Source organism: Plantibacter sp. ME-Dv--P-122b (genome assembly GCF_030209375.1).
Lineage (GTDB): Bacteria > Actinomycetota > Actinomycetes > Actinomycetales > Microbacteriaceae > Plantibacter.
Genome location: NZ_JARVSC010000003.1, coordinates 395,702 through 408,304, shown reverse-complemented (window position 1 = coordinate 408,304; position 12,603 = coordinate 395,702). Strand labels below are relative to the sequence as shown.

Genomic DNA, 12,603 nt, shown 5'->3' with positions numbered 1-12,603 from the left:
TCGGTTGCTCAGTTGGCGGGGCAGAACGACGCGAGCAGGTCTGCAGGTGCGCCGGCGGGGCACGGGTCGAAGGTGAAGACGACCAGGGTCCCGAGGATGATGAGGATGGTGACGGCGGCGAGGATCGCGACCTTGAGGACACCGCGGATCGTGCGACCCGTGGCGTAGTCGTTGACGATGGTGCGCATGCCGTTGCCGCCGTGGATGAGCGCGAGCCACAGCATGGCGACGTCCCACCACTGCCAGAAGGGGTTCGACAGCTTGCCGCCGACGAAGGCGAAGTCGATGGCCTTGATGCCGTCGCCCACCATGAGGTTGACGAACAGGTGGCCGAAGATGAGGACCAGCAGGATCACGCCGGAGACGCGCATGTAGATCCAGCCCCACTTCTCCCAGTTGACGCCCTTGCGGCGCGCGGGACGAGCGGGGGTGCGGGGAGCGGCGATCGTCGTCATCAGTGGCCCATCTCGCTGAACACGTTGATCAGGTGGCGCGGCGTGAAGCCCAGCATCGTCACGACCCACAGACCGATGACGATCCAGAACATGGGCCGCTGGTACTTGGTGCCCTTCGACCAGAAGTCGATGAGGATGATGCGGATGCCGTTGTACGCGTGGTAGGCGATGGCGGCGACGAGCGCGACCTCACCGAGCCCCATGATGGGGTTCTTGTACGTGCCGATGACCGCGTTGTACGCCTCGGGGGAGACCCGCACCAGCGCGGTGTCGAGGACGTGCACGAGGAGGAAGAAGAAGATGGCGACGCCGGTGATCCGGTGGAGCACCCACGACCACATGCCCTCACGGCCCCGGTACAGGGTGCCGGCCGGGCGTTTGGATGTCGTGGATTCCAACGGTGACGTTCGCGTGAGACTCGCGGTCACGAGGTCCTCCCTGATAGTCGCTATCTGCGGCAGATCGTTCTGCCGTGCGGGGGTTGTTGCCTGCCGTGCGTCGAATCGGCGCGCTGGACCAAGTGTAGGCGTGGGATGCGCGGTCCCGCCGCTAAGGCTGGCCTAACTGTCTCGACGTCGAGAGAGGCCGGACACCTGCGCGACGACCAGGCGACACCGGGGTTCACAACCAGTTCCGACGTTTGAACACCTTGTAGAGGATGACGCTCGTGGTGGCCATGAGTGCGAGCGCCATCGGGTAGCCGAACCACCACGACAGCTCCGGCATGTGGGTGAAGTTCATGCCGTAGATCCCCGCGATGAGGCTCGGGCCGAACAGGATGGCGGCCCAGGACGAGATCTTCTTGACCTCGTCGCCCTGCTTGAGGCTCGCCTCGGTCATCTTCGCCATCTCCTCGTTCTGGCGCTGGCCGACGAGGGTGCTGTTCACCGTCAGGATGTCGCGCAACAGCTCCCGGTAGGCGTCGATGCGCTGGTTGACGCTCGTGAGGTGGTCGGCGACGTCGCGGAGGCCGCGTTGCAGTTCGTCGGCGACCCCGTACTTCGCGCTGCCCTGCTCGAGCGACAGCATCACATCGCTGAGCGGGTGCGTCGCCCGCTCGAAGGCGATGACCTCGCGGGAGAGCTGGTAGATGCGGCGGGACACCTGGGACTCGCCGACGAAGACCTGCTCCTCGATCTCGTCGATGTCGTTCGAGAGCCCGGCGACCACCGGACCGTAGCCGTCGACGACGGCGTCGATGATGGCGTACAGGATCGCCTGCGGACCATAGGCGAGGAGTTCGTGCTCCTGCTCCATCCGCGCCCGCACGTGCGACAGGTCGGGGGATTCGGCGTGCCGCAGGGTGATGACGAAGTTCGGGCCGACGAAGACGTGCAGCTCGCCGAACTCGACGGTCTCGGTCTCGTCGACGTAGTTGGCGGCCCGGAGGACGACGAACAGGACGTCGTCGTACCGCTCGATCTTCGGCCGCTGGTGCGCGGTGATGGCGTCCTCGACGGCGAGCGGGTGGAGACCGAACTCCGCCGCCAGGATGCCGAGCTCGCCGGCGTCGGGCCGGTAGAGCCCGATCCACGCGACGCCGTCCGGGGTCTCATGGAGCGCGCGGAAGGTGTCCTCGAGCGAGGTGAGCGTCGAGCTGCGGGAACCATGGCGGTAGATGCAGGCGTTGACGATGCTGTTTCGGCCGTCGAGGTCCGCCGCGTCCGGCGGACCCACGGGGGCCGGGGGAGCCTGCTTGCTGCCGAAGGACGGGATCGGGATCCCGAGGACGTTGCGTCCAGCCATGCTCGTACCGTTCTTTCTCGTGCTCGATCTGGCGCTCATCGTAATCCCGTCACATGACGGTTCCGTGCCGTCCTCATCAGGCCGGAGCCTGGCGGTACGCTCGGGGGATGACCACGCCTCTCGAACGCTTCTACGCGGTGATCCCGGCCGGCGGCATCGGCAGTCGTCTCTGGCCGCTCTCGCGAGCCGACGCACCCAAGTTCCTGCACGACCTCACCGGCTCCGGCAGCACGCTGTTGCGGGCCACCTGGGACCGCCTCGCGCCGATCGCCGGCGACCAGCGCATCATGGTCGTCACCGGGCGTGCACACCGCGCCGCCGTCGAACAGCAATTGCCCGACCTCGCGGACGCCAACGTGGTCCTCGAGAGCGAGCCGCGCGATTCGACCGCCGCGATCGGGCTCGCCGCCGCGATCCTCGTCCGTCGCGAACCGGACGTGATCGTCGGCTCGTTCGCCGCCGACCACGTCATCCGCGGCGACCGCCTGTTCCGTGCCGCGGTCGCCCAGGCGGTCACGGCCGCCGAGGAGCGCTACATCGTCACGATCGGCATCCAGCCCACGGAGCCCGCCATCGGCTTCGGCTACATCAAGAGTGCGCGCGACCTCGGCATCCGCGGGGCCGAGGGGGTCATGCTCGTCGACTCCTTCGTCGAGAAGCCCGACCTCGCCACGGCCAAGCGCTACGTCTCGAGCGGCGAGCACCTCTGGAACGCCGGCATGTTCATCTCGCGGGCCGACGTCCTGCTCGAGGAGATCGGTCGGCAGAAGCCCGAACTCCTGGCGGGCCTCCTGGAACTCGCCGAGGTCTGGGACGACGCGGCCGCCCGTGGACCGGTCGTCGACCGCGTCTGGCCGGCGCTCGAGAAGATCGCGATCGACTACTCCGTGGCGGAGCCCGCCGCAGCCGCCGGTCGCATGGCCGTCGTTCCGGCGCACTTCGACTGGGACGACGTGGGGGACTTCGCCTCGCTCGCCAAGCTCAACTCCGGTGGGCGCAAGTCCGACCTCGCCATCCTCGGTGAGAACGCGCGGGTGCTGTCGGATGCCTCCAGCGGCATCGTCGTCAGCCAGACCGGCCGGGTCATCAGCCTCATCGGCGTGCAGGACATCGTCGTCGTCGACACCCCGGACGCCCTGCTCGTCACCACGAGCGCCAACGCGCAGCGGGTGAAGAGCGTCGTCGACGCCCTCAAGCTGTCCGGTCGCGACGACGTCCTCTGATCGGCGACCGACGGTGACCGCGCTGCGCGAGCTGCTCCTGCAGGCGGGCGCGCGTCTCCAAGCCGCAGGCGTGCGTGACGAAGCGCTCGCGGAGGTCTACACGCCCCGGGGGATCCCGCTCGTCAAGCGGGCACCCGCGCTGCGGCCGATCGGTCGAGCGTGGCGTCTCGGCGTCGTCCTGCTCTCGGCCGACGGTCGCCTCTTCACCGCCGCCGAGTCCACCCGGGCGGTGGAGCCGAAGTGGTTCAACCACCGCTCATCGGAGGTCGAGCACCGTCGGATCGCGCAGCAGGCGGCACACCGCGGCCCCTTCGCCGAGGGCGACGTCGTGAACTTCGAGGTCGTCGAGCTCGCGCTGGACGAGGCGTCACTCCGGGAGGGTTCGGGTCCGTTGCGGCTCTTGGACGACACGGTCATGCTCCGCTGGGCCGGGCACGACCTCGGGCTCACCCCGCTCGACGCCTACCTCGACGACCGCGTCTCGCTCCTCATCGGCGAGTGACCCGTTCCGTTCGCCCGTTCTTGGGCGAACGGGCTCTGGTTCGCCCAGGAATGGGCGAACGAACCGGGCGATCAGACCGCTGGGCCGAACCACTCCGTGTAGAGCCGCCAGAAGTTGCGGTTGCCGTAGGCGCTGCAGGCGTCGCCCGTGCCCGAGACGTTCGCGAGGGCCGCGGCGTTCGGTTGGTACGGCGTGTAGAGGTAGAGGTTCGCCGTCGCCTGGTTGCGGATGTCGACCTGGGTGCCGCCGCAGGCCGCGTCGGGGCTGTACTGGATGTAGACCGATCCCAGGTGATACGCCCGCTGGTAGGACTCACCCGGCACGTTGAGCGGGTACAGCGTGTACTGCCGGAACTGCCATGCGGAACGGTAGACCTGGTTCTGGAACCCGAAGTAGTCCGCGTCGCAGCTCGCGCTGAAGTTCGGGCCGGTGTCAGGGCAGCCCCAACCCATGGCGCGCGCGTAGCCGTACTCGCTCGGCCCGGTGATGAGCGACTGCTCCTTCTGCATGAGGACGAGCAGCACCTTGGGGTTGATCCCGCACGCATGCGCGACCTTCGCGACAATCCTCGCCGCCGACTCGTTCACGGCGCCACGGTAGGCCTCGCAGTGTCCGGGCTCGGCCGCCGGGACGGAGTCGGTGCTGGCACGGAAGTCCGCCAGGCACGGCACGCCGTCTTTCGGAGTGCAGGGCTGGGAGGCGAAGAACGCCTGGACGTCCGCCTCGCTCATGGCGTTCGCGTCGTAGAAGTTCGCGTCGCTGATGATCTCGCCCGGGTCGAAGTCCGTGCCGCGGACCGTGGGCGGCGCGGGCTGGGCAGGCTTGCCGGGAGCCGGCTTCGTCGGCTTCGGGGTCGCCGTCGAGGGCGTGGCCGGCGAGGGACTCGGGGTGGGCGTCGTCTGCGTCCGGCTCAGCTGCGAGCTCGCAGCGGCCGCGGTCGCCGGCGTGGTCGGCAGCGCGCCGAGCGCGACGAGCGCACCGATACCGAGCGCGGCGAGCAGCGAGGCCGCGGTCGATCGATGCGCACGGCGACGCCGCGCGGGCGAGGGGACCGACGGAGCACGCATGACGACCAGCCTAATCGGGACCGGTGACGTGCAAGGCTTGCGGCGGCTGACAACCGACGGATAGCCTGAGATCACTGTGAAGAACTGAGCGAATCGACGTCCCGCGTCTGCGGCAGACCATCACGAACGTGATGTGCCCGGCGGGAATCCATCGAGGTACGCCAGACACTTCCAGGTCCGCCCAGGAGTTCGAGCCCAGCGCTCACTCCTGACGTGTCGGACGATGACCGTGCGCGGCGTGCCCCATCTCGAAAGGGGCCTCCATGCGAGCACCCATCACCCATGCAACACCCGTCCACCTCGATACGACCCGAACCTTCGGTCGAGCCATCGACATCCAGCAGTTGCGTGCCGACGGCGTCACCCGCTCCTATGGCGACCGCGTCGTGTTGCGCGACGTCGACCTCGTCGTGTCGGCCGGAGACCGTCTCGGCCTGATCGGCGAGAACGGCGCGGGGAAGTCCACGCTGCTGCGCATCCTCGCCGGGATCGACGAGCCGGACGACGGCGAGGCCGTCCGCCCGGTGCGCACCGGCATCCTCATGCAGGAACTCGAACTTCCGGACGACACGACGGTCGGCGAGCTGCTGGAGCAGGCGCTCGGCGAGGTCCGGGCCGTCGAGCAGGAGCTCGAGACGTCGGCGGCGGCACTCGGTGACACGGGTTCCCCCGGCGACGGTTCCGCTGAACAGCGGTACGCCGCCGCGCTCGACGCGGCGGAACGCGCCGACGTCTGGACGGCGGACGCCCGCTTGGACGCGGTCGTCGACGGCCTCGGCATCGCCGCGATCGAACGGTCGCGACGACTCGGTGAGGTGAGCGGGGGACAGCGATCCCGCTTCGCCCTCGCCGCGCTCCTCGTCGCCAGACCGACCGCACTGTTGCTCGACGAGCCGACCAACCATCTGGACGACGAGGCGGTCACCTTCCTCCGCGGCCACCTGTCGGAGTGGCCCGGTCCGGTGCTCTTCGCGAGCCACGACCGCGCCTTCCTCGACGAGGTGGCGACGGGGCTCGTCGACATCGATGCATCCCGCCCCGTCCCCGTCGGTGAGGCGTCACCCGTCGTGGAGTTCGGCGGGCCGTTCAGCGAGTACCTCGACTGGAAGGCAGCGGAACTCGATCGCTGGTCGGCGCGCTACGAGGAGGAGCAGACCGAACTGCGCCGCCTCGCATCCGCGGTGCACGACGTCGCCCCGCGGATCAACCACGATCGAGGCATCCGCGACAACAACCGCATGGCGTTCGGCATGCGCGGCGACCGCGTCGAGCAGCAGATCAGTCGGCGGGTGCGGAACGCGCAGCTCCGACTCGAGGTCCTCGAGCGCGAGCAGGTGCGGCGTCCGCCTCGCCGACTCTCGTTCGCCGGGATCCCGAGCGGATCGACGGTCCTCGACGAGGGGGAGCAGCTGCTCGACCTCGCCGACGCCCGCGTCGACGGCCGACTGTACCTCGAACGCCTGCAGCTGGCACCCCGGTCGCGGGTGCTGGTCACCGGGGCGAACGGTTCGGGGAAGTCGACGCTCCTGGCGGTCCTCGCCGGGTCGCTGCGCCTCGATGCGGGGACCGTCCTCCGGCGGAAGGGGCTCCGCGTGGGGCTCCTCGAGCAGGACGTCGCGTTCCCGGATGCGGAGCGATCACCTCGGGAGGTCTACGACCGGACGCTCGGCGAGGCGCGTGCAGCACGCACCCCGCTTGCGGGTCTCGGGCTCCTGGCGCTTCGCGACCTCGACCGCCCGATCGGCCAACTCTCCGTCGGGCAGCAGCGCCGTCTGGCCCTGGCGCTGATCATCGCGAGGCCTCCGCACCTGTTCCTCCTGGACGAGCCGACGAACCACCTGTCGCTCGCGCTTGCGACGGAGCTCGAGGACGCCCTCGGCGACTACCCGGGGGCGGTCGTCATCGCGAGCCACGACCGATGGCTCCGTCGGCGCTGGACCGGCGACACCCTGATGCTGGACCGCCGCTGACCGGGATCCCGGTCGGTTCGGCCTGGGCACCGAGCCGCGCGCGGTGCCCAGGTGGGGACCGCAGCTACCCGGAGCGCAAGGCGGGCCTCGGCGGGGTCACTCCGCGCTCACGTGCGCAGCATCACGGCCCGGTGGTGCGCGTCTGCGCATCGCCGTGTTTCCGGCGCATGACGCCGGTGCCACCGTTCTGTAACGCTTCGGTCGCGAAGCCGGGATCGTCCGTTCGGCAGTCGTCGCATTGGGTAACGTAACCCCATACGCCCCGTGACCCGCGGGGCTGCATCTTGGAGGCTACCTTGGCAATCTCAACTCGGAAGGCCGCTGCGGGCGCAATCGCCGGCGTCGGTCTCATGGCACTGCTCGCCGGCTGCGCATCGGCTCCCAGCACCGGTGGCGGCGACTCGACCGGTGCCGCATCCGACTTCCTCCCGTGCATGGTCTCCGACGCCGGTGGCTTCACCGACAAGTCGTTCAACCAGCTCGGCTATGAGGGTCTGACCGAAGCGGCGAAGGACCTCGGCGTCGAGCCCATCACCGTCCAGTCCGACAAGGCCGACGACTACAAGCCGAACCTGCAGAGCCTGGCCGACCAGGGCTGCTCGCTCATCGTCAGCGTCGGCTTCGCCCTCTCCGCCGACACGGTCGACGCTGCGCTCGCGAACCCGGACGTCGACTACGCGATCATCGACGACGCGGCCGACAACGACTTCGACGGCAAGGTCGACGCCCCGAACATCAAGCCGATCCTGTTCGACACCGTCCAGGCCGCGTTCCTCGCGGGCTACGCGGCGGCCGACTACTCGAAGACCGGCGTCGTCGGCACCTTCGGTGGCCAGCCCTTCCCGTCCGTCCAGATCTTCATGGACGGCTTCGCCGAGGGCGTCGCGTACTACAACGAGCAGAAGGGCAAGAGCGTCCAGGTCGTCGGTTGGGACGTCGCCGCTCAGACCGGTTCCTTCACCGGTGGCTTCGAGGCGAACGACACCGCCAAGCAGCTCGCCCGCACGCTCATCGACCAGAACGCCGACGTGCTCCTCCCGGTCGGTGGCCCGATCTTCCTGAGCGCGATCGCCGAGATCCAGGAGACCGGTAAGGACATCGCCATGATCGGTGTCGACGCCGACCTGTACGAGACGAACGCCGAGAACAAGGGCCTCTTCCTCACCTCCATCCTCAAGGGCATGAAGGCCGGCGTCGCCGACACCGTGACCGAGGCCGGTGGTGGCAAGTTCGACGCCGCCGCGTACATCGGCACCCTCGAGAACGAGGGCGTCGGCCTCGCGCCGTTCCACGACTTCGAGTCCAAGGTCTCCCCGACCCTGGCCGACGAGCTCGACAAGATCAAGGCGGGCATCATCGACGGCTCCATCAAGGCGACCTCGGTCTCCTCGCCCGTCAAGTAGTCCCTCTTCACCCGGGCGGATGCCCGGGACTCCGGGGGGAGGTCGCGATCAGCGACCTCCCCCCGCTTTGTTCGCGGCACGGTCGGACGGCGATCCCGACCGCCTGTGCCGACATCCGACACGTGACTAGATTGGGACCCATGAAGCTCGAGCTCCGCGGCATCACCAAACGGTTCGGCGCACTCACCGCCAACGACCACATCGACCTCACCGTCGAACCGGGGGAGATCCACTGTCTCCTCGGCGAGAACGGTGCGGGCAAGTCCACCCTCATGAACGTCCTGTACGGCCTCTACCAGGCCGACGAGGGCGAGATCCTCCTGGACGACGTCGTCCAGCACTTCCAGGGCCCTGGCGACGCCATGGGCGCCGGCATCGGCATGGTGCACCAGCACTTCATGCTCATCCCCGTCTTCACCGTCGCCGAGAACGTCATGCTCGGCCACGAGCAGACCAAGGGCGGTGGCCGCCTCGACGTCGCAGCGGCCCGCAAGCTCGTCATCGACATCTCCGAGCGGTTCGGCTTCAGCCTCGATCCGGACGCCATCGTCGGCGACCTCCCGGTCGGGGTCCAGCAGCGGGTCGAGATCGTCAAGGCGCTCTCCCGCAACGCCAACGTCCTCGTCTTCGACGAGCCCACCGCCGTGCTCACCCCGCAGGAGACGGATGAGCTCATGGCGATCATGAAGCAGTTGAAGGATGAGGGCACGTCCATCGTCTTCATCACCCACAAGCTGCGCGAGGTCCGCGAAGTCGCCGACCGCATCACCGTCATCCGACTCGGGAAGGTCGTCGGCGAGGCGTCGCCGACCGCGACGAACGCGGAGCTGGCGTCCCTCATGGTCGGGCGTCCCGTCGAACTCACGGTCCACAAGGAGGCGCCGAACCTCGGCGACACCACCTTCACCGTGCAGGACCTTTCCGTCGTCGACCACCTCGGTCAGCTCGTCGTGAACGGCGTCAGCTTCGAGGTGCGCGAGGGTGAGGTGCTGGCCATCGCCGGCGTCCAGGGCAACGGGCAGACCGAGCTCACCGAGGCGATCCTGGGGCTGCAGCCGCACACCAAGGGCAGCATCAAGCTCGACGGCGTCGAACTCGTCGGCTCCACACCCCGCAAGGTGCTCGACGCCGGCGTCGGGTTCGTGCCCGAGGACCGCTCCGAGGACGGACTCGTCAAGCAGTTCACCATCGCCGAGAACCTCATGCTCGACCGTTCGACGGGCGCCCCCTTCGTGAAGGCCGGCAACGTGCAGCGCGGGTTCCGCGACGAGTTCGCCCGCGAGAAGTCGCAGGAGTTCGACGTCCGATCGCAGGGCATCGAGTCGCCGGCCGGCTCCCTGTCCGGCGGCAACCAGCAGAAGGTCGTCCTCGCCCGTGAACTCAGCCGTGAGCTGCGGCTGTTCGTCGCGGCGCAGCCGACCCGCGGGATCGACGTCGGTTCGATCGAGTTCGTGCACAAGCGCATCGTCGCCACGCGCGACGCCGGCATCCCCGTCATCGTCGTGTCGACCGAGCTCGACGAGGTCGTCGCGCTCGCCGACCGCATCGCCGTCATGTACCGCGGCGGCATCGTCGGGATCGTCCCGGCATCGACCCCCAGAGAGGTCCTCGGCCTCATGATGGCCGGCGAACTCCCGGCAGGAGCAGCAGCATGAGCGAGACGTCCCACACCCCGCCCGGAACGGTCCAGCCGGTGGCACCGGGCGAGGCGAAGCCCGACACGACCCAGCCGCGCTCGAACAAGGTGCTCGCCGAGATCCTCAACTCGAGCATCGTCATCTCGATCCTCGCCGTCGTCCTGGCGATGGTCGCCGGTGCGATCCTCATCGCGCTGACCGATCCGAAGGTCCACACCGCCGCCGGATACTTCTTCGCCCGCCCGGGTGACACCATCGCGGCGGTCTGGCAGTCGGCGACCGGCGCGTACGGTGCGCTCTTCCAAGGGTCGATCTACAACTTCAAGCGCCCCGACTTCCTGAACGGCATCCGTCCTCTGACGGAGACGCTCACGTTCGCGACCCCGCTGATCCTCGCCGGACTCGGCGTCGGCCTGGCGTTCCGGGTCGGCATGTTCAACATCGGTGGGCGTGGTCAGATGCTCATCGCCGCCGCCTGCGCCGGATGGGTCGGCTTCACGCTCGACCTCCCGCCCGTGGTGCACCTGCTCGTCGCGATCGCCGCCGGCATCATCGGTGGCGCGTTCTGGGGCGGCATCGTGGGCGTCCTGAAGGCCCGCACCGGCGCGCACGAGGTGATCATCACGATCATGCTCAACTACGTCGCGTTCTACCTCATCACCTTCATGCTCTCCACGCAGGGGCTGCTGCAGGCTCCCGGGTCGAACGTGCCGAAGAGCGCGGGGATGGCGGAGAACGCCGTCTTGCCCAAGCTCCTCGGTGACCGCTACAACCTGCACGCCGGCTTCCTCATCGCGATCCTCGCGGTCGTGTTCGTGTGGTGGCTGTTCAGCCGGTCCTCGATCGGCTTCCGCTTCCGGGCGGTCGGCGAGAACCCGAACGCCGCGCGCGTCGCGGGCATCGACGTGAAGAACACCTACGTGTACGCCATGCTGCTCTCCGGTGGACTGATCGGTCTCGCCGGCGTCTCGCAGGTACTCGGTACGGTGACCTCCGGGTTCGACAACGGCATCGACGCCGGCATCGGCTTCGACGCCATCACCGTCGCGCTCCTCGGCCGCAGTCGGCCGGGTGGCATCCTCATCGCCGGCATCCTGTTCGGTGCGTTGAAGGCCGGCGGGTACTCCATGCAGGCCACCCAGGGCGTCAACGTGCCGATCGACATCGTGCTCGTCCTCCAGGCACTCATCGTGCTGTTCATCGCGGCTCCGCCGCTCGTGCGGGCGATCTTCTTCCTGCCGAAGCCCGACGGTTCGACGCGCCGAACGCGTCGCTCCGCCAAGAAGGAGGTGTCCGCATGAGTGGATTCACGCTCGACAAGCAGACGCCGCAGCCGGCGCCCGACGCCCCGATCGTCCTCGAGACGGTCGTCGTCCGGAGCTGGAAGGCCCCGATCGCGTTCGGGATCTTCACGGTCATCGCGTTCCTGTTGTTCGTCATCTGGCACCGCGACGGCAACAGCACGTTCCGGCTCTCCAGCGACGGCGACGTCATCCAACTGCCGACGGTCGTGCTCCCGTCGACGATCACCGGCATCGTCATCACGATCCTCCTGGCCGCCATCACGGCCCTGAGCGCGTACCTCGTCACGACGGGCAAGAAGGTCCCGCTCTGGCTCATCACCGTGTTCGGTGTGCTGTTCATGGTCGGGTTCCTGTCGTGGGCCGCCGCGGGCAAGGCCATCCCGATCACCGGGCTCCTGCTCGGCACCGTCGCCCTGAGCGTCCCGCTCATCTTCGGTGCGCTCGGCGGCGTCATCTCCGAGCGGGTCGGTGTCGTGAACATCGCGATCGAGGGCCAGCTGCTCGCCGGTGCGTTCTCGTCCGCCTTCGTCGCCTCGGTGACGGGGAACGCCTTCCTCGGGCTCGTCGCGGCGATGATCGCCGGCACGCTCGTGAGCTTCCTGCTCGCGGCCTTCTCGATCAAGTACCTCGTCGACCAGGTCATCGTCGGCGTCGTGCTCAACGTCCTCGTCGTCGGGCTCACGAGCTTCCTGTACTCGCAGGTGCTCACGAAGAACGAGGCGCTCTTCAACAGCCCGCCGAAGTTCCCGCGGATCAACATCCCGATCCTCAGCGAGATCCCGCTCATCGGACCCGTGCTGTTCCGCCAGACGATCATCATCTACCTGATGTACATCGCCGTGGCCGTGGTGTTCTTCTGCCTGTTCTACACGCGCTGGGGCCTCCGCCTCCGCGCCGTGGGTGAGCACCCGCAGGCGGCCGACACCGTCGGTATCAACGTGAACCGGACGCGCTTCTGGAACGTCGCGCTCGCGGGCGCGATCGTCGGCCTCGGAGGGGCCTACTTCACCCTGGGCTCGGTCGGTGCGTTCAACAAGGAGATGACGGCGGGCGCCGGCTACATCGCGCTCGCGGCGGTCATCTTCGGACGCTGGGACCCGCTCAAGGCGACGCTCGCCGCGCTGCTGTTCGGCTTCACGCAGAACCTGCAGTTCGCGTTGAGCGCCATCGGCTCCCCGGTGCCCAGCGCGTTCATGCTCATGCTGCCGTACGTGGTGACGATCTTCGCCGTCGCGGGACTCGTCGGCATCTCCCGTGGACCGGCAGCCGCCGGTAAGCCGTACGTGAAGGGCTGAC

The 12,603-nt window shown here is 68.5% G+C and carries 11 protein-coding genes; 7 read left to right on the top strand and 4 right to left on the bottom strand.

From position 1 onward, the window contains the following. Nucleotides 1–8 precede the first annotated feature (8 nt). The 3 genes from QRN19_RS06620 to corA form a co-directional block, all read right to left on the bottom strand. Nucleotides 9–455, bottom strand: a complete 447-nt coding sequence (locus QRN19_RS06620; protein ID WP_064294824.1) for a succinate dehydrogenase hydrophobic membrane anchor subunit — start codon at nt 453–455, stop codon at nt 9–11. After that, nucleotides 455–883 carry a succinate dehydrogenase, cytochrome b556 subunit gene (gene sdhC / locus QRN19_RS06615; RefSeq protein ID WP_255376691.1) on the bottom strand — a complete coding sequence of 143 codons (429 nt, stop codon included), beginning with the start codon at nt 881–883 and terminating at the stop codon, nt 455–457. The genes QRN19_RS06620 and sdhC overlap by 1 nt, the downstream gene beginning before the upstream one ends. A gap of 193 nt (nt 884–1,076) precedes the next feature. Then, the gene (gene corA / locus QRN19_RS06610; RefSeq protein WP_285025945.1) at nt 1,077–2,201 is read right to left on the bottom strand and encodes a magnesium/cobalt transporter CorA; all 1,125 of its coding nucleotides are present in this window, start codon (nt 2,199–2,201) and stop codon (nt 1,077–1,079) included. Nucleotides 2,202–2,308: 107 nt separating this feature from the next. On the opposite strand from corA, the gene QRN19_RS06605 reads away from it, so the two are divergent. Next, nucleotides 2,309–3,424, top strand: coding sequence for a mannose-1-phosphate guanylyltransferase (locus QRN19_RS06605; RefSeq protein WP_064294827.1), 1,116 nt, complete (start codon nt 2,309–2,311; stop codon nt 3,422–3,424). 13 nt (nt 3,425–3,437) lie between these two features. Further along, nucleotides 3,438–3,926 carry a hypothetical protein gene (locus QRN19_RS06600; protein ID WP_285025944.1) on the top strand — a complete coding sequence of 163 codons (489 nt, stop codon included), beginning with the start codon at nt 3,438–3,440 and terminating at the stop codon, nt 3,924–3,926. Between the two features lie 71 nt (nt 3,927–3,997). Here the strand turns inward: QRN19_RS06600 and QRN19_RS06595 are convergent, their stop codons facing one another. Further along, nucleotides 3,998–4,993 carry a LasA N-terminal domain-containing protein gene (locus tag QRN19_RS06595; RefSeq protein ID WP_285025943.1) on the bottom strand — a complete coding sequence of 332 codons (996 nt, stop codon included), beginning with the start codon at nt 4,991–4,993 and terminating at the stop codon, nt 3,998–4,000. 263 nt (nt 4,994–5,256) lie between these two features. On the opposite strand from QRN19_RS06595, the gene QRN19_RS06590 reads away from it, so the two are divergent. The 5 genes from QRN19_RS06590 to QRN19_RS06570 all read left to right on the top strand — a co-directional run bounded on the left by QRN19_RS06590 (nt 5,257) and on the right by QRN19_RS06570 (nt 12,602). Then, nucleotides 5,257–6,963 carry an ABC-F family ATP-binding cassette domain-containing protein gene (locus tag QRN19_RS06590; protein ID WP_285025942.1) on the top strand — a complete coding sequence of 569 codons (1,707 nt, stop codon included), beginning with the start codon at nt 5,257–5,259 and terminating at the stop codon, nt 6,961–6,963. A 296-nt stretch (nt 6,964–7,259) separates the two neighbouring features. Next, nucleotides 7,260–8,366 carry a BMP family lipoprotein gene (locus QRN19_RS06585; protein WP_285025941.1) on the top strand — a complete coding sequence of 369 codons (1,107 nt, stop codon included), beginning with the start codon at nt 7,260–7,262 and terminating at the stop codon, nt 8,364–8,366. A 140-nt stretch (nt 8,367–8,506) separates the two neighbouring features. After that, a complete protein-coding gene (locus QRN19_RS06580; RefSeq protein ID WP_285025940.1) occupies nt 8,507–10,021 on the top strand; it encodes an ABC transporter ATP-binding protein in 1,515 nt (504 codons plus the stop codon). Further along, nucleotides 10,018–11,304 carry an ABC transporter permease gene (locus QRN19_RS06575; RefSeq protein ID WP_285025939.1) on the top strand — a complete coding sequence of 429 codons (1,287 nt, stop codon included), beginning with the start codon at nt 10,018–10,020 and terminating at the stop codon, nt 11,302–11,304. The genes QRN19_RS06580 and QRN19_RS06575 overlap by 4 nt, the downstream gene beginning before the upstream one ends. Next, complete coding sequence (locus QRN19_RS06570; RefSeq protein ID WP_285025938.1) at nt 11,301–12,602, top strand: ABC transporter permease; 1,302 nt, start codon at nt 11,301–11,303, stop codon at nt 12,600–12,602. The genes QRN19_RS06575 and QRN19_RS06570 overlap by 4 nt, the downstream gene beginning before the upstream one ends. The last annotated feature ends 1 nt before the right edge of the window (nt 12,603 follow it).

What these genes read in the sequence shown, in the direction of transcription:
- corA (WP_285025945.1), bottom strand. Translation starts at nt 2,201, where the DNA reads ATGGCTGGACGCAACGTCCTCGGGATCCCGATCCCGTCCTTCGGCAGC.
- QRN19_RS06620 (WP_064294824.1), bottom strand. Translation starts at nt 455, where the DNA reads ATGACGACGATCGCCGCTCCCCGCACCCCCGCTCGTCCCGCGCGCCGC.
- QRN19_RS06570 (WP_285025938.1), top strand. Translation starts at nt 11,301, where the DNA reads ATGAGTGGATTCACGCTCGACAAGCAGACGCCGCAGCCGGCGCCCGAC.
- QRN19_RS06575 (WP_285025939.1), top strand. Translation starts at nt 10,018, where the DNA reads ATGAGCGAGACGTCCCACACCCCGCCCGGAACGGTCCAGCCGGTGGCA.
- QRN19_RS06580 (WP_285025940.1), top strand. Translation starts at nt 8,507, where the DNA reads ATGAAGCTCGAGCTCCGCGGCATCACCAAACGGTTCGGCGCACTCACC.
- QRN19_RS06605 (WP_064294827.1), top strand. Translation starts at nt 2,309, where the DNA reads ATGACCACGCCTCTCGAACGCTTCTACGCGGTGATCCCGGCCGGCGGC.
- QRN19_RS06590 (WP_285025942.1), top strand. Translation starts at nt 5,257, where the DNA reads ATGCGAGCACCCATCACCCATGCAACACCCGTCCACCTCGATACGACC.
- QRN19_RS06595 (WP_285025943.1), bottom strand. Translation starts at nt 4,993, where the DNA reads ATGCGTGCTCCGTCGGTCCCCTCGCCCGCGCGGCGTCGCCGTGCGCAT.